Source organism: Chlorogloea sp. CCALA 695 (genome assembly GCF_003003885.1).
Classification (GTDB): Bacteria; Cyanobacteriota; Cyanobacteriia; order Cyanobacteriales; family Chroococcidiopsidaceae; genus Aliterella.
This window is the reverse complement of record NZ_PVWN01000011.1, coordinates 34,395-54,977: the sequence shown is the minus strand read 5'-3', so window position 1 is coordinate 54,977 and position 20,583 is coordinate 34,395. Positions and strand designations below refer to the sequence as shown.

Genomic DNA, 20,583 nt, shown 5'->3' with positions numbered 1-20,583 from the left:
TTTTAACTTGCTTTAAGCAAACATCTTGTCAATAATATCGTGGTAGCGATCCATCACAACAGATCGTTTAATCTTCAATGTTTGGGTCATTGTGCCATTTTCAATTGAAAAAGGTTCACCAATTAGCTTAAAGGTACTAATCCGCTCATCAGGGCGATAACCAGGGCGACTTTGGACTTCTCGGTTCAACTCTTGCCGATATAAGTCTTGAATTGCTTTGCTATCAAGGTTATTAGCAGATATTTCTATTTTTTGGGTAGCAGCCCATTGTTGCAAAGCGTCTTCGTTGGGGACAATTAAAGCACCCAGAGAGCGCATATCTTGCCCGACTAACATAATTTGGTCAATGTAAGGCGATCGCAAACAAGCATTTTCTATTGGCTGCGGTTCGATATTTTCCCCGTTACTCAAAACAATAGTATCTTTAGCCCGTCCAGTAATAATTAAATCGTTTTGACTAGAAACCCAGCCCAAATCTCCTGTATTAAACCAACCTTGAGAATTAATAACCTTTGCAGTAGCTTCAGGATTTTTGTAATAACCCTGCATTACTTGATTTCCACGAATCATCACTAAGCCTTTTTTGCCCACAGGTAGAGGTAGATGTGTTTCAAGTTCGACAATTTGCGTTTCAGTATTGGGTAAAGGTTGACCATCAGCACCGCGCAAGTTGCGCCAAGTCCGCCGCACATGAGTAATAGGAGAGGTTTCCGTCAAACCGTAACCGCCTAAAATGTCAACGCCAACAATTTCGTAAAAATCCTCCAAGTGTTCCGCAATCGAACCGCCACCACTTACTAAAAACTTAACTTTTCCTCCCGTTGCTTCTCGTACCTGCTTGTATACTATTTTGTCTGCTAACTGATGAATCAAACCTAAAGGAATCGATATTACACTCGCCCAAATTTTTGCAAATACTGAGGGGGAAAGATTGTTTAAATCTAAGCCTTGGACGAGGCGACGCGCCATAATATAGCGTTGACTTTGAGCAAAGAAAAAGTTGATTAAACGTTGTTTATTAGTAGGTTGCTCTCGAAATTGCTTTTGTACGCCTTCGTAAATAGACTCCCATAATCGCGGTACACCCACCATATAAGAGGGTTTAAAGTCTTTAAAGTCTTTTTTGACGTAACGAATATTTGTATATACCTGCGTGCAGCCGTGAGCGAGAATAAAGTATTCAAAACTGCGTTCGTAACAGTGCCAAATCGGTAAAATACTCATGACTACTTCTCCTGGCTGCGGCTCAACTACCACAGTCGCGCCAAAAACCTGGGATAACAAGTTACGATGACTGAGCATAACTCCCTTTGGTTGCCCTGAAGTGCCAGAAGTGTACATCAAAGTAGCTAAATCTTCTTTATGGTGTTGAACGGGTTGTAAGCTATGACTTGCACCTAAAGAAATCACCTGAGAATAGTTAAGGATTTTTGTATTTGCAATTTCTAATGGCTGTTCGTCAGAGAGTAAAATTGCCAGGTTTACGGGGAGTTTGCTATCAGTTAGCAGTTTTTGTAGTGTTGCTTTGTCTTGCACTACCAGCGCTACGCTATCGCTATGAGAGAGGATATATAGTAGCTCCTCGCGGTCGGCTTGCGCGCCCCGGACGGCATTTGTTGCCCCTGCCGTCATGATACCTTGATCAGCAACGAGCCAGCGTGGTTGATTCTCAGCAAATAAGGCAATGCGATCGCCTTGCTTGATTCCCAAGGCTTGCAATCCGGCGGCAAACTGCTCAATCTGTTGGTATAACTGACTATAAGTTAAAACTACTTCGGGCTGGACGTGGGGATCTCTAAGGGCAATTGTATCGCCAAAATTTTGAATTGCGATCGCCCATATTTCTGGGATAGATTGCACGTTGGCGTAATCAGCAGTACGTTTTGAGGGGCTATTTAACATAACTAAATCGCCAGATAAATTTATTTGTTTATACTTTACTCTTTGTTATGCCGAAAATAGTTATTTTAGCTAGACAGATTAATGAGTGGCTGTATTTAATGGCGCTTAATTAAGATTGCTTTGATTCCTGCCGCCCTTGCTCCTTGATAATCTTCCTTAAAACTATCGCCAATGTGCCATGCGTCCGCAGCTTGGCAGTTATGCTTATTTAAACTATCTGTAAAAATCTGTTTATTTGGTTTAGCGGCGCTCACTTCGGTAGAAATAGTAATAGATGTAAAAAAGTCGATTATATGTAGAGATTCTAAAACTAAATAAAGCCGCGAATCAAAATTTGAGATTATACCTAATTCAATGTTTCTTTTTTGCCAACTTTTTAAAGTAGGTATAACATCGTCATATAAAAGCCAAGGTTTAGCTGTAGCAAAGTGGCTGTAAAGTTGTTCAAAAAACTTAGAGAAATCTGCAAATTGGTTAACGGCTCCTACTTGTTGAAATGTCTCTAAAGCTACCATTTGCCACCATTCAAATTCATAATTAGGAATATCCTCAAGTTTTACTCCTGGAAATATTGGCGGCGGCGCAGCAGCAAAGCTTTTAAAAAACGCCGCATCTATTGCTGTCTCAGATACTTCAACACCAAATTGTCCTGCAATATTTGCATAAGCTTTACCAACACTGCCTTTAACGCCGAATAACGTACCAACGGCATCTAAAAAAATTACTTTAGGCTGCTTCATAACGCTCTAACATTCAATTTTATAATTAAAAATCCCACAAATGCACCTATCAAGTTTACACCCATGTCGTATATAGTATCTGAATAATAAAGTGCAAACTTACTGTCACTAATTGGCTGACAACATACTCGCAAGAAAAATTCAAAAAACTCATTGAAATTGCCAATTAAGCAAACTAAACCTAATATAAAAACCAGATTTTGCCACCATTTTAAACTATGCCAAATGTTTATATACATGGGTAATAAAATTATGCTAACTCCTACCGCCGAACAAAAATGTTCTAGTCGATTGAGCCAAAACCAGGAATAGGGAATGATATTTTTTTGAATCATCCAAGTTAGCGATGTTTCGATTATAGGAAATACAAAAGCTGTTACTATGTATAATTTATGTTCGCTAACAGATAGATTTTTTTCTAGATTGGATAATCTAAAAATAAAAAATACTGCAAACCAAATACATCCTAGTAATACCCAGTTAGAAAATACTGTTAAAGAAAATGAAATTACTAAACTAGCGAATATAATCCAAAATACGTTAGATTTAAAAGTATTGACCATTTTTATAGTTTTAAAACATATTCAACAAAATTATAATTCGAGGTTTAACAATTTTTGGTCTTTGAGGATTGTTTGCTAAATTTTTGGGAAAGTACAGAGTTGATCCCCCCTTAAAAAGGGGGGAAATATTAGACTAAGAAATATTGTTCACCCTTAAAAAAGGGGAAAATATAAGGCTAAAAGATATTCGCCCTTAAAAAAGGGGAGGGAAATATCAAGCTTAGAAATATTATTCACCTTACAAAAACGTGGACAATATCAGGCTAAAAAATATTCTCCCCCCTTTTTCAAGGGGAGTCAAAAAGCGTTGTAGCTGAACCTGACCGCTTTGTTGACGTGGGCTGGGGGGATCTTACCAAAGCAAAATTTACCAACCATACCTGTTAAAATCTGTTCTAAAGCAATATTTAACTTGCTCAACTTTAATTTGTCAAACTATCGACAATCGGCTGAGTAATCCAATTTAGCCCTACTTTTAATTGATGCCCCAAAGAAGGCATCCGGTAAAGATAAGCAAGGCGACGAGCAACGTAAGCTAAAGATCCGTCTAGTTTTATTCCTAAACCTGCAAAAGTTGCGCTGTTTGTGCCTAACGTCATCATCTCACCTAAATGCTGATAACGGAAAGGTAGCAAAGGTCTATCTGTAAGCGAAGCCCAGATATTCCAACCAACATAATCGGCTTGTTGAAAAGCAGACTGAGCAGTAGTTGGTACTTGCTTACCATCAGCATCAATGCAATCAGCTAAATCGCCCAGAGCAAAGATTTCTGGATGGTCTATTGCTTGTAATGTAGTTGTAGTAGTAATTTGATTTCTACCGTTGTGCTTGAGGGGAAGACTTTGTACTACTGGATTTACCCGCGTCCCTACCGTCCAAATTACCAACTCTACAGGAATTGTATCTACTTGATTTTTGTATTCTAAAGCGATCGCATCACTGGTAATTGATTCTACTTTCGTTTCTAAATCAACCCACACTCCCCGCGCTTCTAAAGCCTTAGTTGCTGTTGTCCGGTTAAATTCTGGCGATGTCCGCAAAATTTGGTCGCTTAATTCTACTAGCCGCAATCTACCTCGATCTTTTAAACGTTCTGACAGCTTACACGCCAGTTCTACGCCACTATAACCCGCGCCGACAATAGCAACCCGAATTTTATCAATTTGGGAGCCTTCTAGCATTCGCAGGCGTTGTTCTAGGCTGTAGGCATCGGTAACAGTCCGGAAAGGGAAGGCGTAAGAAGTAGCGCCGGGAACCATATCTAGCGGAGTTTCCCCCCCTAGAGCTAAAACCAAGCGATCGTAGGGAATCTCACTTCCATCAAGTAAAGAAACTCGTTGCTCGTCAGTATTAATATCGGCGACTTCCCCTTGCAAGCAGCGAACGCCCGTATTAGCCAGAATTTCTACAAAAGGCGGGGCAATTTCCCACGTTTGCAATTCTCCGGTGAGCAGTTCGTACAGTAAAGGAGAGAATAAAAAGCGATCGCTTTTATCGACTAAAACAATTTCTGGCTTTTGCGAGGCTTCCCAAGGTAGTTGGCTAAGACGCAGTGCTGTGTAAAGACCGCCAAAGCCTCCACCTAATATACATATGCGTGCAGGTTGCTGGGTTGTCATACTAAAGAGGTTATGCCTAGTGTCTTCTTCCAAGATAGCAAGGCTGATTGAGGAGAGTAAGATTCTCAAGACTTAGAGGCAAAAGTTAGAGATGTTTATTAATATCTCTACTTATAATTAAATTTATGATTTCAATTCAAAACCAAACTGTTTTAATTACTGGCGCAAGTAGTGGGATTGGGGAAGCTTGCGCTAGGGTATTTGCTCAAGCTGGGGCAAAATTAATCCTCGTAGCAAGACGACAAGAGCGTTTAGAGGAGTTGGCAAAAGAACTTGGCAATAGTTCCTATCCCTTAGTATTGGATGTAAGAAGTCGCACTTCTGTTGAATCTGCCTTATCTAACTTACCTGAACCAGTTTCAGCGATTGATATTTTGATTAATAATGCTGGTTTAAGTCGCGGCTTAAATAAACTCCAAGATGGGGATTTTCAAGACTGGGAAGAAATGATCGATACTAATATCAAAGGTTTACTTTACCTCACTCGCTCCGTTGTACCGGGGATGATTAGCCGGGGTAGAGGTCATGTAGTCTTTCTTGGCTCAACGGCAGGACACCAAACTTATCCTAATGGTAATGTTTATTGTGCAACCAAAGCGGCGGTTAGAGTAATTTCGGAAGGGTTGAAACAAGACCTTTTGGGAACTCCGGTTAGAGTAAGTTCTGTAGATCCGGGATTGGTAGAAACGGAGTTTAGTCAAGTGCGCTTTCGGGGAGATAGCGATCGCGCTAAAACAGTCTATCAAGGACTTACACCTTTAACGCCGATGGATGTGGCAGAAGTCATACTTTTCTGCGCCACTCGTCCGCTTCATGTCAACATTAGCGAAGTGTTGCTAATGCCTAATGATCAAGCGGGTTCAATGCTATTTAATCGCCAAACTTAACAAAGCGGGTTCAATTTGGGCTTATATAGTGCCAAGTGCGATCGCTCTATTGTATCTGCAACGCATTTCCCAAAAAGAGCAGACGATGGTTGAAAAGTATGCAGACTATGCGACTTATCAGCAATCTAGCCGCCGATTGATTCCGTTTATTTGGTAAAGAGGTTTTACGTGGAAGCAGACACCAAAACACCTGTGCATCGTCCGCTAATTGTGGCTGGAGTAATCCTAGGTTTAGGTTTAGGAGGATTTGTAGATGGCATTGTGCTACACCAAATTTTGCAATGGCATCATATGTTAAGTAGCGTCAGACCGCCGACAACGATCGCCCAAATGAAGATAAATATGTTGTGGGATGGCTTGTTTGATGCGGCTACATGGGTTTTAACAGTATTGGGAATAGGGTTACTGTGGCAAGCTGTAAAACGCGATGATGTCCCGCGATCTTCAAACACTCTTTTTGGTTCTATGCTCATAGGTGCAGGGACTTTTGATGTAGTTGAAGGCATCATCGATCATCAAATTCTAGGCATTCATCACGTTAAACCAGGCGCTAATGAATTAATTTGGGATATTGGTTTTATTGCCTTGGGGGGAATCTTGGTTATAGTTGGGTGGATGTTATTAAAAGCAGGAAAGCAAGATAGTAGCGCAAATTCCTTAAATCTACCTTAATTACCGATACCTGCAACTGAAGCGCTCTTTACCGCTACTTAATTTAGTTATTTCTTTAAAAATATCTAATCAAAACATATTTTTCTCCCTAGCAGTGCGATCTTGTCGTTTCATTTGGGCATCCTAAGCATGACGGCGATGCTAATTGGCATCAATTGTCAAAATTGTTTGATCTGGAGTGCCTCGGATGCCTATAGGATTGCCTGACTTTGTAGAAAACCCCGAACCCCGTTGTCCGGTAATTTTGCTGTGCGATACATCTGGTTCAATGGCGGGTGCGCCAATTGATGCTCTAAATGAAGGATTAGCGACCTTTAAATCAGAAGTGTATCAAGATGAAATCGCCGCACCGGCCCAAAAGTTGCGATCGTAACTTTTGGGCCGGTGCAGTTGACGCAAGATTTTGTCACCATTGACAATTTTACCTCACCAAGATTAGTTGCTGATGGTGTAACCCCGATGGGTGAAGCAATTGAGTATTCTTTGGGCTTATTAGAACAACGCAAAGTAACTTATAAAAACAACGGCGTGCAATACTATCGCCCTTGGGTATTTTTACTTACCGATGGAGCGCCTACAGATAGCTGGTATGATGCCGCCCAACAAGTAAGACTTGCTGAAGCAAAGAGTCGGCTGTTGTTTTTTGCTGTCGGCGTAAAGGGTGCAGATATGAATACCCTCAAACAAATTGCTGTGCCAGAACGTCCGCCTGTGTTGTTGGATGGGATGAAATTTAAAGAGATGTTCCACTGGCTCTCAACCTCAATGAAACGAGTTTCTAGCAGCCAACGGGGGGGATCAATGATTGTATTGCCTGCCGTAAATTGGGGTCAAGTTGCAACATAAGGGAGGAGAAAATTTTATGCAGTGGAGAGCGATCGCCCGTTCCACCGTGGGAACAAGTCATATTAAGCAGCAAATGCCCTGTCAAGACTACGGTAGCTACAAGGTCTTAAATAACGTCATTATTGGGGCTGTAGCTGATGGTGCAGGTAGTGCTAAATACGCTGAAATTGGCGCTAAATTAGCCGTTGAGAAAGCTTTGGCATATCTCACAAATACAGAAAAGTGGTTGCAAAAACAAAAACCCTTTTGGCAGTTTTGGCAGTCTCACCCTCACCCGCAGCCGCTTTCGGAGGAACAAGCCAGCAAAATTTTTACCGAAATGACGACTAAGGTAATTGATGCGTTGGCAACCCAAGCAAAAAGCGAAGGATACTTATTTGAAGACTTGGCTTGTACGCTTTTGGTATTTGTGGCGACTCCTAATTGGGTGGCGGCGATGCAAATTGGCGATGGATTTATTGCCGTGCGCTGTCAGCAAGAAGGCTATCAATTGCTGTTTCCACCAGATAAAGGCGAATACGTCAACGAGACAACCTTTGTCACTTCCGCTAATGCTGTGCGATCGCTGCGGGTAGAAGTAATCAAAGATAAGCCAGAGTATGTTTTTGCGGCAACCGATGGCCTAGAAAGAGTAGCAATTAAAATGAGTGACTTTACACCTTTTGCGCCTTTCTTTGCGCCGTTTGAGGAATATCTGCTAGAAACCAGCAACCCCGAAAAAGAAGACACATATTTAATGAGTTTTCTAAATTCTGACAGGCTAAATTCCCGTACTGACGACGATAAAACCTTACTTTTGTGCTGCTATGATGACAATTCTGACTCGCAGTAGCGATCGCCAAACAGTTTCTTTGGGTAATGAGATCAAGACTAGCGGTGAAGGAAAAGTTTGCGAAACTAACTTTAGCGGCATTCTAGCGAAGATTTATCACAATCCAACACCTGAGAGAATCGCCAAGCTAAAGGCAATGCTGGCAAATCCGCCCGTAGATCCAATGAAAAGCAAAAACCATATTTCTATAGCTTTTCCCCAGGATTTGCTACTAGACGGGAGCGGTAATTGTGTCGGCTTTTTGATGCCAGCCGTTCGCAATAGTCGAGAACTTCAGAGTATTTACAATCCTAGCAAGCGGAAAAAAAATGCTCCTGGGTTTAACTGGTCTTATCTCCACGTTACCGCCTTAAATACTGCTTGGATTATTCAAGCAATTCATGAGAAAGGCTATGTTTTAGGCGATATCAAGTCGCAGAATATTTTGGTCAATGATCGCGCTTTGGTTGCGGTAATTGATACTGATTCTTTTCAAGTGCGCGACTCCAAGACAGGGAAAGTCTACCGTTGTACTGTGGGTTCTGATGGTTTTACACCTGTGGAGTTATTAGGGAAAGATTTTTCTACGACAGATCAGACTGAGATGTGCGATCGCTTTCGTCTAGCAGTGTTGATTCACTACTTACTCTTTGGCTACCATCCTTTTTCTGGCAAGTGGACGGGTGCGGGGGAATCTCCAGAGCCAACCGAACTCATCCGCAAAGGCTTGTGTACGGCGGTAAAAATAGTTTAATTCGCCCTAATCAAATTACAATTCCCCTCGATGTTGTGCATCCAGAAATTAAGCGACTTTTTCTTAAGTGCTTTAACGACGGACACGGATCGCCTCACTTACGTCCAACTGCTGAAGATTGGCACAATGCCTTACAAGTTGCCTTTTCTGAACTGAAAGTTTGTAATAAGGTAGACAATCATTACTACAGTCAGAGTTACAGCAAGTGCTATTGGTGCGAAAGGGCAGTAAAACTTAGCTGTGATATTTTTCCTGCTGTGCCTGTTACTCCTAAAAAATCAACATCTACAAGCTCCCTTTCAGTATTTAAAGCAACTGAAACTCTGAAACTCGTACAGCAAAAAGGTAAAGAAATTACAGTGTCAGGACAAATTTTAAGCACGCGATACCATAACACAAATCAGTTTTTCCTAAACTTTGGTCATCCTTCAAAGTTAATTGATGGGTATCGTTCATTTAGGATTGTTGTACCTTCTGATAGATTAACAAGTTTGTCCCAGCTTCAAGGATTAACTGTAGATAATTTAAAATCTTGGAAAACACAGTTTATCCAAATTAGCGGCAAGCTAGTTATTCATCAAATCAAATGGGGTGTTTATGTTCCTCAAATAGTTTTGAATGATTATAATCAAATCAAGTTTATTGCTAACTCAACTTCATCACGGAAAGCAAAATCTATCACAAAGAGTAAAAAACGCCAAAATAAACCTACTACAAAACGACCTTCCCCAAAACAAAGCTCCAAACAGCAACCCATTCCACAACCCATCCCATATACACCTCTACCTCCAATAAATTTTTGGGACGTGATAGGTGAGATAGGTAATTTTTTTTGGTAGTATTTTTATTTTCTGAAGATGCTTGCAATCAAATTTGGCTGAGTGTTAAACCTAGCGTATTGCAAAGAGCGCTTGTAAAGCTAAAAGTCCTAGCTAACAGCGAGAGAAGTCTGTAGTTTTAACTGCAATACTAAATGCGATCGCTTTTCATATTCCACCACAGCTACTAGCAAAGTTTGCTAACGTGCGATCATTATTTTTAAGGATAAAGAACAATGACAGAAGCACAACTATCCGCAACTCAAATCCCCGTAAATGACATAATTGATAGGCTTGCTGCTATCGGAAACCACAACTATTCCAGATTTCAAGAGCTAGAAAATACTTTTGTATCCCAGCATAGCGAGGAAGTTTGGCAAGAAGTTTTTAATTTTCGGCTCTTACCAGCGCTAGACAAAGCTGCTAGTCAGTGGTTGCTTGTACAGTGGACAAGTGATGGAATTAACAGCGTCAAAACTGTTGGTTAATCAAATATCCTAAAACATACAGATGAAATGCGATCGCACTATTATTTTTGAAACCATGCGATCGCGCTCTCCACAACTGCAACTTAAAAGCGATTACTTTTTATATTTCATCACAACTACTAGCAAAGTTTGCTAAGGTGCGATTACTTTTTAATTATATTAAACAGCAAATAAATTATTTTAGCTTAAGGATTACCAGCAAACCCCAATAACTTAGCCAATCCGCCAAGAATAGCTAAAATCAAACCTACTAAGATTCCTCTACTTATAAAGTCTTGATTTTTCACCCGTTCGTCTATGCCATTAATTCTTTCACTTAAAGTTTTAATCTCCCCTTTAATTTATGTTTGTCCTATTTTTAAATCAACTATATCTTTTTGTAATCCGTCTAACTTTTGGTCAATTTTACTTAAAATTTCCTTTAAGTCTTGTTCTATTGTTACTGACATTTGTTAAGATCCTGACTAAGTAATCGGTCATGTATAAAAACTAGACCGTTACACCTTTAATGTAAACGCGATCGCACTTTTGTTCTTGAAACCATGCGATCGCACTTAAACAACAGAGTATTAATGGTGAGTTACATAAGTTCTCAATACATCGTTAATTAGAGTCTGATAGCCTTTTTCTGTGGCGTGACTTCTAAACCATTCCAAAACTTCTGTATCAATTCTGATGCTAATCTGTTCAGTTTTCGGTTTACGCTGCACGAGTTTAGCTTTTTTGAAAAATTCTTCATCTAGAGGCGGAATATCAGAATAATCAATACTTTCATCAGACATTGATTTAAGTTCTTCTGCCCTTTCCTTGCTCATTAGAGGTATTTCATCAATCTGTTTGCGTACAATATTCATAGTAAAACTTTTCTTCTTGTTTATTGGCTCTACGGGCTGAAATTATCCTAATTCTTGCTTTTCGTTCAGTATAAACAACGGTCAAAATTATCATCTGACTATTTCTGCCAATTCCAATTAACCTTACTTCCCCATACTCAAATCGAGTATCAACAGTTTCATATATTGGATAGTAAAAGACTTCGGCAGCTTCTTCAAAACTAATCTGATGCTTTCTTTGGTTAGCTTTGTTTTTGTCTCCGTCCCATTCAAACTCCATAATGTGTATATACAAAATAGTATAGACATTATATAAAGCGATCGCACTTTTTCACTATTGCAACAATCAAGGCGATCGCACCTTACTCTACTAACTCTCTAACATAAGAGAGCCTTTGCCCTAACTGATTGAGCAAAGTTTTATCCGCCGTCCAAAATTGACAATTTGCTCCTATAGATTCTGCACAAGCTAAAAATGAGGCATCGTATAAAGTTGGTAATTGATACTGGTGGGCTATTTCCCATGCTCTTGCTCTAATTTCTACAGTGTCAATATATTCGATAGGTAATTGGCAAAAGTCATCGAAACACCCTTTTGATTCTTCATCGGTAAGTAAACCAGCACGGATCTTTTTGCGAAGTACAGAGCCAATTTCTGCCCAAGCAAAAGCTGGCGCAACCATCCTAACTGCATTTTCTACAGCCTCTAGGACAAGAGCTTCTGCTTGAATTTGTAGTTGTTCGGGAACAAGGTATTGAATTACAACACTTGTATCTAAACACAACGCTCTAGTCATCTCACTCACCTACTCTAAGTTGGCGAATCAAATCTACCGAACTTGGTTGAGTACCTGTCTTTTGTTTAATTTTTTCACGTCTATCAATAATTCGGCTATGTGCTGATAACCCCTTGCGGCGACTTACTTCTCTCGTTAACGCTGCGATCGCTAAATCGTTCAATGACTCATTTTGTGCCTTGTACAATTTCGCCTGAGTCAGTAATCCAGCAGGCAAACGGACTGTCAAAGATTCTCTTTCTTCCATTGTAATGATGTCATATTCTGATGTCATTTCATGGTATCGCGTTATGAATTAAACTAGCTAAAAAGTCATTGCCCTAGTTTAACTTGCGTTAGTGAAAAAGGAAATCAACGTTATGCAGATATAATGTTGGCAATTAAGCTGCGGTTTTCTATGGGCTTACACTCCACCAATGCCTACAACTGAAGAATTTGCTAAAACTAGCTGGGGTTGGCAGTTATCGCTATTGCAACAACAACTAGGCGAATGGATAGAATTGCAGCTTTCGCGCTTCAAATCTCCTTTACCAGACATTTTGCCGCCCGATTGGTCGCTTGATGCCCCTTGGCTAGTAGATTTAATTAAAGCGCTAATTTGGTTGCTGGCGATCGCAATTACCACTTGGCTATTATGGCAACTTTGGCGAATATTAGCACCATTAACTTACTTTGGGGGCGATCGCACAGCACCTAAGCTGATAGATAACGCAAATAATCCTCAACTAGCAGTAAAACAATGGCTAGAAAAAAGTCAAGATTATTTTGCTCAAGGTAATTATGCGGAAGCTTGCAAATGTTTATATCAAGCCACCTTACAGCAATTGCATGATCGCGGCAAAGTTACCCATCAATCTAGCCGTACTGATGGCGAATACTTGCAACTATTGGCAGAAATCCCGCCGTCTCTAGCTTATCAAACGTTACTGAAAACTCACGAGCAATTGTGTTTTGGTAATAAGGAAATTGTGCCGGAAAACTTCGAGCAGTGCAAACAAGCTTACGGGGAGATTTCTCAGCAATGAAACGCACAAATCGCTTATGGTGGTTGGGTGGAATTGTAATTGCAGCCATTGCATTGCTAACCCTAATTGCTGCTCCTAGTACCAGCTATATTAGCAATGGCTCAACTTATAACCGCGCTCCCGATGGCTACGGCGCTTGGTATGCTTATATGCAAAAACAAGGCGTAAAAATTGAGCGTTGGCAAAAACCTTTTGAGGAAATCAAAGCAAATTCTGTAACTCTACTGCGAGTTAATAGCCAGATAACACCGTCAGAGCTAGATTTCGAAGAAGAAAAATGGATAAAGCAAGGTAATACGTTAGTTATTTTAGGAGTAAAAGGAGCTATTACCAAGGCAGAATTTAGCACGTTGCAAAGTTCATCGGTGGGTGATATCAAAATTGAGACTAGCAAGCGATCGCCGAACAAAAAATCCTCATTAGAATTAGGAGACATTTTTGGTGCAGTTGTTTGGAGTGAAAAAGTTGGCAAGGGACAAGCTATTTTTGCGACAACTCCTTATTTAGCGGCGAATGCTTATCAAGATTACCCTAGCAATTTTCAATATTTGGCGCAGTTAGTTACCAAAAATTCGCAAATATTTGTAGACGAATACAGTCACGGCTACAGAGATAAAACTGATATAGAAAGTCAAGGCGATCGCAATTGGCTGGAATATTTGGCAAAAACACCGTTATCACCCCTGTTGCTACAAGTTGGAGTTTTATTATTAGTCTTAATTTGGGCGCAAAATCGGCGCTTTGGGGCGCCAGCAAGCTTAGAAACGCCTGTAATTGACAACAACTTAGCTTATATTCAAGCTTTAGCGGGAGTATTAGAAAAAGCCGAATCCAGCGAATTTATTGTAAATGTAGTGGGAAAAGAAGAACAATTGCAACTCCAAAAAGCACTCGGATTAGGCAAAATACCCCTAGAACATCAAGCTTTAGTAGATAATTGGGTGCAGCAAACAAAAAATTCTTCCACTCAACTGCAACAATTACTTCGCCATTCGTCGCAACCAAGCCGTTTGAGCGATAAAGAGTTGCTAGATTGGCTGGATAAATGGCAGAAAATCCGCGATCGCACTTCATCTTAAACCCTTCCTTTTATGAGCGAAAACCACGCTGTTTTAAATCGCCTTGGTGAATCTCTTAACCAAGTGGTTGTCGGACAACCTGCCGTAGTGCAGCAACTATTAATAGCGCTTCTAGCAGGCGGTCATGTAATTTTGGAGGGCGTACCCGGAACGGGGAAAACGTTACTTGTCAAGGTGATAGCAACCCTTGTACAGGCAGACTTTAAGCGCGTCCAACTCACCCCCGATATATTACCCGCCGACATTACCGGGACAAATATTTTAGACTTCAATAACCGCACCTTTATCTTAAAAAAAGGGCCAGTATTTACCCAAATACTCTTAGCTGATGAAATTAACCGCACTCCGCCCAAAACTCAAGCTGCACTATTGGAGGCGATGGAAGAACAACAGGTAACATTAGACGGTGAAACTCTACCTTTACCAGAATTATTTTGGGTAATTGCAACGCAAAACTCCTTGGAATTTGAAGGTACATATCCGCTACCAGAGGCGCAGTTAGATAGATTTTTATTCAAACTAATAGTAGATTACCCAGACCAAAATAGTGAAAAGCAAATGTTGCTCAATCGCCAAGCTGGTTTTGGGACAAAACGGCTAGATATCGCCCAAATGAAAAGCGTTGCAACCGTAGAGCAAATAATTCAAGCGCGGGAACAAGTAAAAGCAATTCAAGTATCGGAAAAAATAATAGATTATTTATTGGAATTAGTGAGAACCTCGCGCCAGCATCCAGATTTAGCTTTGGGTGGGTCTCCGCGATCGGCGGTAGCATGGTTGCAGTCAAGTAAAGCAAGTGCTTGGCTATCGGGAAGAGATTATGTAACCCCCGATGATATCAAAGTAGTTGCACCGCCATTATTGCGCCATCGGTTAATTTTGAAGCCTGAAGCATTGTTAGACGGGTTGATGATGGAAGCTGTAATAGGTTCAATCCTAGATCGAGTAGCTGTACCTAGATAAAGTGTCTGAAAAAAATGATTCCCTCAAAACGAACTTATTTATTGCTGCTACTGGGAAGCGCGATCGCACTTTCCACCTCTATTATCTGGAATGTCCAAACAAGTATAGCGATTACTCTGCTATTTGATGCCATTGTTTTAGGATTGATGTTCGTCGATAGTTTACGCGCAAAACCCCACCGCGTCCAAATTAAGCGCACCTTACCACCGCGATTATCTATTGGGCGTGATAACCCTGTAGTGTTAAGCATTACATCAAAAAATCGCCCGGTCGAAATTCAGATATGCGATCGCCCACCTACCGAATTTAAACTTACTCAACGGGTGTTATCTACTTCCTTACCTAGCAACACTATTACCGAATTAACCTATATAGTTTCTCCAATTAAACGCGGCGAATTTGACTATGGCGATATTCAAGTACGACAATTAGGTAATTGGGGACTTTCTTGGGACAGTTTTAAAATTTATTGCAGTCGAAAAGTAAAAGTTTACCCAGACTTATTAGGACTAAAAAGTTTATCCATTCGCCTAACATTACAATCTAGCGGTGCTTTGCGGAAAATGCGTACTTTAGGGATAGGTACAGAATTTGCCGAATTGCGCGATTATGGCAAGGGCGACGATTTGCGCTTAATTGACTGGAAAGCTACTGCAAGGCGCGATCGCCCTTTGGTGCGAGTTTTAGAGCCAGAACAAGAACAAACCCTAATTATCTTACTTGATCGCGGACGTTTAATGACAGCCCAAGTTGGAGGATTAAAGCGCTTTGACTGGGGAATGAATGCTACTTTATCTTTAGCTCTAGCAGGATTAAATCGAGGCGATCGCGTCGGTGTGGGTGTCTTTGATCGCCAAATGCACCTATGGATTCAACCCCAAAGAGGACAACACCAATTAAGCCATCTTATAGATCGCCTCACACCAATTCAACCTGTATTGCTGGAATCCGACTATATGGGAGCGGTGACAAACGTAGTCCAGCAGCAAACTAGACGCGCTCTAGTAGTATTGATTACCGACATAATAGACAGCACCGCATCGGCGGAATTATTAGCCGCTATAGGACGATTAGCGCCGCGTTATTTGCCTTTTTGCGTCACGTTGGGCGATCGCCAAGTAGAAGAAATTGCCCATACCCCAACTTTAGACATCACAACTACTTACACTCGCGCCGTAGCAATAGATTTACTCGCCCAACGACAACTAGCTTTTGCAAAACTCAGGCAAAAAGGGGTATTAGTCTTAGATGCGCCTTGCGATCGCCTTAGCGAACAAATTGTAGATCGATATTTGCAACTAAAAGCCCGCAATCAATTGTAATTTACTACCCCCTACCTTCAGGAAACGCCCCCGGTTTTACTTGAACAACTTGAGTTTTACCGTTGCGTTTTACTTCCATTGCCAAAGTAGTTCCGAGCGTCATAGATTCAACGTACTGCTGCACCTCTGAAGCCTTTTTAACCGGGGTATTATTGATTTTTTGAATTACATCCCCTTCTTTCAATCCGGCTTGTGCTGAAGGGGATTTTCTTAAAACTTCGACAATTAACACCCCAGAATTTTGCTTAACATTCAAATCAGTTTCTTGATTAACTTGGTCTTTCGTAGCGCTAGTTAGATCCACCATCTTAATGCCCAAAAATGGATGATCTACGCTGCCTTTAGTAAACAACTGATTGGCTACACGGGCGGCGGTTTGAATTGGAATTGCAAAACCCAATCCTTGAGCATCAGAACGAATTGCCGTATTTACCCCAATTACTTCCCCTTGGGCGTTTAATAATGGCCCCCCAGAGTTTCCGGGATTAATTGCTGCATCAGTTTGAATAAAAGTTACGCGCTTATCGGGAACTCCAACTTGAGCGCTAGATCGGTCTGTAGCGCTAATAATCCCAATAGTTACAGTGTTATCTAAACCTAAAGGATTGCCAATGGCGATCGCCCATTCTCCAGGAATTAAATTATTAGAGTTACCAATTCTAACTTGGGGCAAATTTTGCGCCTTAATTTTCACCGCCGCCACATCAGTAACGGTATCTACCCCAACAACTTTTCCTTCAAAACTCCGCCCATCTTTTAAAGTAACTTGTACGGTATCTGTATCGGCGACTACGTGAGCGTTGGTAACTAAATGACCATCAGCGCTTAAAATAAAACCCGAACCTGTACCGCGCTCTACTCGCTCGTCAGGAATTGGTTGCTCGTCGCCAAAAAAGCGGCGAAATAAAGGATTGTCCAAAGCTTCAGGAATTTGATTAGTTACTTTGCGCGTGGCGTTAATTCTCACTACCGCCGGGCCGACTTCTTCAACGGCCGTAGCGATAAAATTGCGATCGCGCTCTTGAATAATCCCCGCCGTAACGCTCCTGTCTACAGGTAGATTAGCTGGCGGTTGGATTACTGGTACAGTTTTTAATTGCTGAAATGGTTGTTTAGGCGATGGTAAATAACGACTGCAAAATACTCCCACACCACCGCCGATAATTAGTAAAGTAAGAGAAAAAGTCAACTTTTTTAAAGATAAACCCATATTATTTGCTGCTTTCTAACCGCTATGCAGATATTAATTTTTAAACTTGAAAGATTCGCTCTAGCTAGTTTTAACTTTAACTCGTGCTAGGCGATCGCCACGTTAACACAGGTGACAATGCGATCGCCTTTACAATTTAATTATTATGATTCTACGCTTACTGTTATCCTCAACACTTTTTGGGTTAATCCTAGCCACTAATTCCCCGCCGCTAATTGCCGCCCCCATACCGTTAGCAAAGTGTTCTACCCCTGACTTATCGCGTTACAACGGTATTCTAGTCGAAGTACCTAGGGGTCAAACTTGGAAGCAATTGGCAGCCCAATACAATGTCCGCGCCGATGTATTATTTGAACTCAACGGTTGCCAAAATGTACCTCAATCTGTATTCATCCCTGGGGTAAATGGATCGTCTCCGTCTATCTCTAAACAAACCATCAAAGGCTACCCTTTACCCCAAAAAGCAAATATAGCTTTGGGTTATGGCTGGCAAGTAGACCCATTTACAAGTAAAGTAATTTTTCATAGTGGGATAGATTTATTAGCACCCCTAGGAACTCCTGTACAAGCAGCAAATGATGGAACCGTTGCTTTTGCAGGCGATCAAGGAAGTTATGGCAATTTAGTTGTAATTAATCATCCTAGTGGCAAACAAACCCGCTACGCCCATTTACAGTCTTTAACTGTACGTGCAGGTCAAATAGTCAATCAAGGCGATGTAATTGGCAAAGTTGGTATTAGTGGCAAACCTAGCTCTAAGCAAGCCCATTTACACTTTGAGTTGCGTTATGCGTCGGGCATCGGTTGGACGGCAGAAGATCCAGCACTAATAAGTAAATAATCCTCAAATTTGTCAATCTTTCTAAAGTGTGAACTTTGCGAATAGTTTGTAGAAGATTGTTTACCCTTAACTTAACTAAGTATTCTATGATATAAAGCAATTTAATCACAGCCTAAATAAAGTCAACGCTTATAAATTTTGAGCTAATCTAACAAATATAGTGTGAGGTAGTTTAGATGAAAGTTTTACTGGTTTACGCCTACTCGTCCTTTAGAAGATATTGCCAGAGAATATATTGAGGCTTTTTGTGCGTTGTACGACCCCGAAAAGTATTTAGATAGAACTTACCGTTGTTTTCTGATGATGGGTGCGCCGACGTGGAAAGCGCCTTTTAAATTGCCAGAATTATTGGTTGTTAAAGCCCTAGCAATTGTAATTTGGCGACAAGGAATTAAACGCGATACCCGTTGGAAGTTTTGGCATCACTTATTTAGTAGGATTAGGCGAAATCCTGGCGTTGCGGAACATTACCTTGCTACTTGCGCTCATATTGAGCATTTTATGGAGTACCGCCAAATCGCACGCGATCAAATTGAAAGTCAGCTTGAGGAGTTTATAGAACTTGAAGCCCAAGAACAACAAAAACCTGTTACCCAAAATAAAGTCGCCGCGATGCCGCACTAAACCCTTTACAATAACGTCATTTACAAGATTCGGATGTTTGAGATAATATCGCAAATTACCAAATATCCTCTAATATCAAAATCAAAACATCCAACAGATTGCTCTTTGTTACTCAAACCCAGACCTTTCAAGTTTAAAAACAAAATCAGAGGTTAAAAATTCGTGAAAGTTTTACTTTTATACCCCCTATTTCCTAAAAGTTTTTGGTCTTTTGAAAAAACCTTAGAATTGCTAGGGCGTAAAGCAATGCTACCGCCTTTGGGATTGGTTACAGTAGCGGCAATTTTGCCCCAAGAATGGGAATATAAGTTAGTTGATCGCAACGTTAGCGAAATAACTGAAGATATATGGCAATGGGCAGATTTAGTTATTCTTTCGGCGATGATTGTCCAGAAAAAAGATTTGCTTGCTCAAGTTCAAGAAGCGAAAAAACGCGGTAAATTAGTAGCTGTAGGTGGCCCTTATCCCACAGCTTTACCTCTTGAAGCTCAAGGTGCGGGAGCAGACTTTTTGATTTTGGATGAAGGGGAAATTACCCTTCCCATGTTTGTTGAGGCGATCGCACGGGGTGAAAAAAGCGGCACTTTCCGGGCTGTCAATGGCGAAAAACCCGATGTTAGCAACACTCCAACTCCCCGCTTTGACTTGCTAAAGTTTGATGCTTATTCGGAAATGTCAGTACAATTTTCGCGCGGTTGTCCGTTTCAATGCGAATTTTGCGACATTATCGTACTCTACGGGCGTAAACCTCGGACTAAAACCCCAGCCCAAATTATCGCCGAGTTAGAATGCCTTTACAATCTTGGCTGGCGACGCAGTATTTTTATGGTAGATGACAACTTTATTGGCAATAAACGCAATGTAAAGTTGTTTCTTAAAGACCTAAAGCCTTGGATGGTTGAAAAACGTTATCCTTTCTCCTTTGCAACAGAAGCATCAATTGATTTGGCAAAAGATCAAGAATTGATGGATATGATGGTTGATTGTAACTTTGGTTCGGTGTTTTTGGGCATTGAAACCCCCGACGAAGAAAGCTTGACTTTGACGCAAAAGTTTCAAAATACCCGCGATTCATTAACTGATTCTGTTCATGCAATTACTCGTACTGGATTGCGCGTAATGGCTGGATTTATTATTGGTTTTGATGGCGAAAAATCGGGCGCAGGCGATCGCGTAGTCAAGTTTGTAGAAAAAACTTCCATTCCTACAGCTATATTTAGTATGCTGCAAGCATTGCCCGATACGGCGCTAACTATCCGCCTCGAAAAAGAAGGCAGATTGCGTTCAAAAGATGGCAACATCAATCAAACTACATTGATGAACTACGTCCCCACTCGTCCTTTAGAAGAAATTGCCAGCGAATACATTGCAGCTTTTTGGGAATTGTACGATCCAGAGAAGTTTTTAGATCGGACTTATCGCCACTTCCGCATTTTAGGCGAAGCAAAATATCCCGATAAAGGTAATTCTTCTAAAACAGGAGTCGATTTGAAGGTAATTCAGGCATTTTTGACAATTTGCTGGCGACAAGGTTTAGTTCGCAAAACTCGTTATGCTTTCTGGCGTAACTTGTTTAATATGTATCGTTACAATCGCGGTGGGATTAGCAGCTACTTGTCAACTTGCGCCCAAATCGAGCATTTTCTAGAATACCGAGAAATTGTCAAAGCTGAAATTGAAGCGCAATTAGCCGAATTTTTAGCAGAAGAAGCCAAAATCAAAGTTCAGACTCCTCAAGTAAATGTTACAGCTTTAGCTAGTTAAGGCTAGGAGTAGGGCGCATTTTATC

At 40.9% G+C, this 20,583-nt stretch carries 24 protein-coding genes and 2 pseudogenes; 16 read left to right on the top strand and 10 right to left on the bottom strand.

The genetic code is table 11. The features are described 5' to 3' along the window. Positions 1-12: 12 nt before the first annotated feature. The 4 genes from C7B70_RS08350 to C7B70_RS08335 all read right to left on the bottom strand — a co-directional run bounded on the left by C7B70_RS08350 (position 13) and on the right by C7B70_RS08335 (position 4,824). A complete protein-coding gene (locus C7B70_RS08350; RefSeq protein WP_106368600.1) occupies positions 13-1,902 on the bottom strand; it encodes a long-chain fatty acid--CoA ligase in 1,890 nt (629 codons plus the stop codon). A gap of 95 nt (positions 1,903-1,997) precedes the next feature. Next, a complete protein-coding gene (locus C7B70_RS08345) occupies positions 1,998-2,642 on the bottom strand; it encodes an HAD-IA family hydrolase (protein ID WP_106368599.1) in 645 nt (214 codons plus the stop codon). Next, a complete protein-coding gene (locus C7B70_RS08340) occupies positions 2,639-3,205 on the bottom strand; it encodes a hypothetical protein (RefSeq protein WP_106368598.1) in 567 nt (188 codons plus the stop codon). Before C7B70_RS08340 ends, C7B70_RS08345 begins: the two co-directional genes overlap by 4 nt. 422 nt (positions 3,206-3,627) lie before the next feature. Further along, positions 3,628-4,824, bottom strand: a complete 1,197-nt coding sequence (locus C7B70_RS08335; protein ID WP_106368597.1) for an NAD(P)/FAD-dependent oxidoreductase — start codon at positions 4,822-4,824, stop codon at positions 3,628-3,630. A gap of 125 nt (positions 4,825-4,949) precedes the next feature. Between C7B70_RS08335 and C7B70_RS08330 the strand changes: the two genes are divergently transcribed. From C7B70_RS08330 to C7B70_RS08290, 9 genes are all read left to right on the top strand, one after another. Continuing rightward, positions 4,950-5,711, top strand: a complete 762-nt coding sequence (locus C7B70_RS08330; protein WP_106368596.1) for an SDR family oxidoreductase — start codon at positions 4,950-4,952, stop codon at positions 5,709-5,711. Continuing rightward, positions 5,671-5,868, top strand: coding sequence for a hypothetical protein (locus C7B70_RS08325; RefSeq protein WP_199192139.1), 198 nt, complete (start codon positions 5,671-5,673; stop codon positions 5,866-5,868). Before C7B70_RS08330 ends, C7B70_RS08325 begins: the two co-directional genes overlap by 41 nt. Positions 5,869-5,879: 11 nt before the next feature. Next, positions 5,880-6,383 (top strand): DUF2243 domain-containing protein, encoded by a 504-nt coding sequence (locus tag C7B70_RS08320; protein ID WP_106368595.1) that lies wholly within the window; start codon positions 5,880-5,882, stop codon positions 6,381-6,383. A gap of 187 nt (positions 6,384-6,570) precedes the next feature. Beyond that, positions 6,571-6,756, top strand: coding sequence for a hypothetical protein (locus tag C7B70_RS27615; RefSeq protein ID WP_233220857.1), 186 nt, complete (start codon positions 6,571-6,573; stop codon positions 6,754-6,756). An 11-nt stretch (positions 6,757-6,767) separates the two neighbouring features. Next, positions 6,768-7,229 (top strand): VWA domain-containing protein, encoded by a 462-nt coding sequence (locus tag C7B70_RS08315; protein ID WP_233220856.1) that lies wholly within the window; start codon positions 6,768-6,770, stop codon positions 7,227-7,229. Between the two features lie 16 nt (positions 7,230-7,245). Continuing rightward, complete coding sequence (locus C7B70_RS08310; protein ID WP_106368594.1) at positions 7,246-8,061, top strand: PP2C family serine/threonine-protein phosphatase; 816 nt, start codon at positions 7,246-7,248, stop codon at positions 8,059-8,061. Continuing rightward, entirely contained in the window at positions 8,036-8,794 is a 759-nt protein-coding gene (locus tag C7B70_RS08305) for a helix-hairpin-helix domain-containing protein (RefSeq protein ID WP_106368593.1), read from the top strand. Before C7B70_RS08310 ends, C7B70_RS08305 begins: the two co-directional genes overlap by 26 nt. Before the next feature lie 257 nt (positions 8,795-9,051). Beyond that, positions 9,052-9,633: a hypothetical protein gene (locus tag C7B70_RS08300; protein ID WP_146134020.1), complete on the top strand. Its 582-nt coding sequence runs from the start codon at positions 9,052-9,054 to the stop codon at positions 9,631-9,633. A gap of 215 nt (positions 9,634-9,848) precedes the next feature. Beyond that, a complete protein-coding gene (locus C7B70_RS08290) occupies positions 9,849-10,100 on the top strand; it encodes a hypothetical protein (protein ID WP_106368591.1) in 252 nt (83 codons plus the stop codon). 185 nt (positions 10,101-10,285) lie between these two features. Here C7B70_RS08290 and C7B70_RS08285 read toward each other — a convergent pair. The 5 genes and pseudogenes from C7B70_RS08285 to C7B70_RS08265 all read right to left on the bottom strand — a co-directional run bounded on the left by C7B70_RS08285 (position 10,286) and on the right by C7B70_RS08265 (position 12,004). Beyond that, positions 10,286-10,549, bottom strand: a pseudogene (locus tag C7B70_RS08285) (hypothetical protein). 120 nt (positions 10,550-10,669) lie between these two features. After that, positions 10,670-10,954, bottom strand: coding sequence for a BrnA antitoxin family protein (locus C7B70_RS08280; protein WP_106368590.1), 285 nt, complete (start codon positions 10,952-10,954; stop codon positions 10,670-10,672). Then, positions 10,929-11,213, bottom strand: coding sequence for a BrnT family toxin (locus C7B70_RS08275; RefSeq protein ID WP_106368589.1), 285 nt, complete (start codon positions 11,211-11,213; stop codon positions 10,929-10,931). Before C7B70_RS08275 ends, C7B70_RS08280 begins: the two co-directional genes overlap by 26 nt. Before the next feature lie 82 nt (positions 11,214-11,295). After that, positions 11,296-11,730 (bottom strand): type II toxin-antitoxin system VapC family toxin, encoded by a 435-nt coding sequence (locus tag C7B70_RS08270; RefSeq protein ID WP_106368588.1) that lies wholly within the window; start codon positions 11,728-11,730, stop codon positions 11,296-11,298. Between the two features lies 1 nt (position 11,731). Further along, the gene (locus C7B70_RS08265) at positions 11,732-12,004 is read right to left on the bottom strand and encodes a YlcI/YnfO family protein (protein ID WP_233220855.1); all 273 of its coding nucleotides are present in this window, start codon (positions 12,002-12,004) and stop codon (positions 11,732-11,734) included. 142 nt (positions 12,005-12,146) lie between these two features. Between C7B70_RS08265 and C7B70_RS08260 the strand changes: the two genes are divergently transcribed. The 4 genes from C7B70_RS08260 to C7B70_RS08245 are packed head-to-tail and all read left to right on the top strand — an operon-like array spanning position 12,147 to position 16,119. After that, positions 12,147-12,755: a DUF4129 domain-containing protein gene (locus C7B70_RS08260; RefSeq protein WP_106368587.1), complete on the top strand. Its 609-nt coding sequence runs from the start codon at positions 12,147-12,149 to the stop codon at positions 12,753-12,755. Further along, positions 12,752-13,834 (top strand): DUF4350 domain-containing protein, encoded by a 1,083-nt coding sequence (locus C7B70_RS08255; protein ID WP_106368586.1) that lies wholly within the window; start codon positions 12,752-12,754, stop codon positions 13,832-13,834. Before C7B70_RS08260 ends, C7B70_RS08255 begins: the two co-directional genes overlap by 4 nt. A 12-nt stretch (positions 13,835-13,846) precedes the next feature. Continuing rightward, positions 13,847-14,797 carry a MoxR family ATPase gene (locus tag C7B70_RS08250; protein WP_106368585.1) on the top strand — a complete coding sequence of 317 codons (951 nt, stop codon included), beginning with the start codon at positions 13,847-13,849 and terminating at the stop codon, positions 14,795-14,797. A 14-nt stretch (positions 14,798-14,811) separates the two neighbouring features. After that, on the top strand, positions 14,812-16,119 hold the full coding sequence (locus C7B70_RS08245; protein WP_106368584.1) for a DUF58 domain-containing protein: 1,308 nt from the start codon (positions 14,812-14,814) through the stop codon (positions 16,117-16,119). A gap of 4 nt (positions 16,120-16,123) precedes the next feature. Here C7B70_RS08245 and C7B70_RS08240 read toward each other — a convergent pair whose 3' ends face one another. Beyond that, positions 16,124-17,329, bottom strand: coding sequence for an HhoA/HhoB/HtrA family serine endopeptidase (locus C7B70_RS08240; protein WP_106368583.1), 1,206 nt, complete (start codon positions 17,327-17,329; stop codon positions 16,124-16,126). A gap of 145 nt (positions 17,330-17,474) precedes the next feature. Here C7B70_RS08240 and C7B70_RS08235 point away from each other — a divergent pair, with 145 nt between their 5' ends. The 3 genes and pseudogenes from C7B70_RS08235 (at position 17,475) to C7B70_RS08225 (ending at position 20,558) form a co-directional block, all read left to right on the top strand. Beyond that, on the top strand, positions 17,475-18,170 hold the full coding sequence (locus C7B70_RS08235) for a M23 family metallopeptidase (protein WP_106368582.1): 696 nt from the start codon (positions 17,475-17,477) through the stop codon (positions 18,168-18,170). A gap of 192 nt (positions 18,171-18,362) precedes the next feature. Continuing rightward, positions 18,363-18,794: pseudogene (locus C7B70_RS08230) on the top strand (DUF4070 domain-containing protein); the annotation flags it as partial. 162 nt (positions 18,795-18,956) lie between these two features. Next, on the top strand, positions 18,957-20,558 hold the full coding sequence (locus C7B70_RS08225; protein ID WP_106368581.1) for a B12-binding domain-containing radical SAM protein: 1,602 nt from the start codon (positions 18,957-18,959) through the stop codon (positions 20,556-20,558). Positions 20,559-20,583 lie beyond the last annotated feature (25 nt).

Bases quoted from the DNA above. Each gene is read 5' to 3' on its own strand.
- C7B70_RS08350 (WP_106368600.1), bottom strand. From the start codon at position 1,902: ATGTTAAATAGCCCCTCAAAACGTACTGCTGATTACGCCAACGTGCAA.
- C7B70_RS08280 (WP_106368590.1), bottom strand. From the start codon at position 10,954: ATGAATATTGTACGCAAACAGATTGATGAAATACCTCTAATGAGCAAG.
- C7B70_RS08305 (WP_106368593.1), top strand. From the start codon at position 8,036: ATGATGACAATTCTGACTCGCAGTAGCGATCGCCAAACAGTTTCTTTG.
- C7B70_RS08240 (WP_106368583.1), bottom strand. From the start codon at position 17,329: ATGGGTTTATCTTTAAAAAAGTTGACTTTTTCTCTTACTTTACTAATT.
- C7B70_RS08310 (WP_106368594.1), top strand. From the start codon at position 7,246: ATGCAGTGGAGAGCGATCGCCCGTTCCACCGTGGGAACAAGTCATATT.
- C7B70_RS08245 (WP_106368584.1), top strand. From the start codon at position 14,812: ATGATTCCCTCAAAACGAACTTATTTATTGCTGCTACTGGGAAGCGCG.
- C7B70_RS08335 (WP_106368597.1), bottom strand. From the start codon at position 4,824: ATGACAACCCAGCAACCTGCACGCATATGTATATTAGGTGGAGGCTTT.
- C7B70_RS08235 (WP_106368582.1), top strand. From the start codon at position 17,475: ATGATTCTACGCTTACTGTTATCCTCAACACTTTTTGGGTTAATCCTA.
- C7B70_RS08340 (WP_106368598.1), bottom strand. From the start codon at position 3,205: ATGGTCAATACTTTTAAATCTAACGTATTTTGGATTATATTCGCTAGT.
- C7B70_RS08255 (WP_106368586.1), top strand. From the start codon at position 12,752: ATGAAACGCACAAATCGCTTATGGTGGTTGGGTGGAATTGTAATTGCA.
- C7B70_RS08275 (WP_106368589.1), bottom strand. From the start codon at position 11,213: ATGGAGTTTGAATGGGACGGAGACAAAAACAAAGCTAACCAAAGAAAG.
- C7B70_RS08260 (WP_106368587.1), top strand. From the start codon at position 12,147: ATGCCTACAACTGAAGAATTTGCTAAAACTAGCTGGGGTTGGCAGTTA.
- C7B70_RS27615 (WP_233220857.1), top strand. From the start codon at position 6,571: ATGCCTATAGGATTGCCTGACTTTGTAGAAAACCCCGAACCCCGTTGT.
- C7B70_RS08325 (WP_199192139.1), top strand. From the start codon at position 5,671: ATGATCAAGCGGGTTCAATGCTATTTAATCGCCAAACTTAACAAAGCG.
- C7B70_RS08265 (WP_233220855.1), bottom strand. From the start codon at position 12,004: ATGACATCAGAATATGACATCATTACAATGGAAGAAAGAGAATCTTTG.
- C7B70_RS08250 (WP_106368585.1), top strand. From the start codon at position 13,847: ATGAGCGAAAACCACGCTGTTTTAAATCGCCTTGGTGAATCTCTTAAC.
- C7B70_RS08330 (WP_106368596.1), top strand. From the start codon at position 4,950: ATGATTTCAATTCAAAACCAAACTGTTTTAATTACTGGCGCAAGTAGT.
- C7B70_RS08290 (WP_106368591.1), top strand. From the start codon at position 9,849: ATGACAGAAGCACAACTATCCGCAACTCAAATCCCCGTAAATGACATA.
- C7B70_RS08345 (WP_106368599.1), bottom strand. From the start codon at position 2,642: ATGAAGCAGCCTAAAGTAATTTTTTTAGATGCCGTTGGTACGTTATTC.
- C7B70_RS08270 (WP_106368588.1), bottom strand. From the start codon at position 11,730: ATGACTAGAGCGTTGTGTTTAGATACAAGTGTTGTAATTCAATACCTT.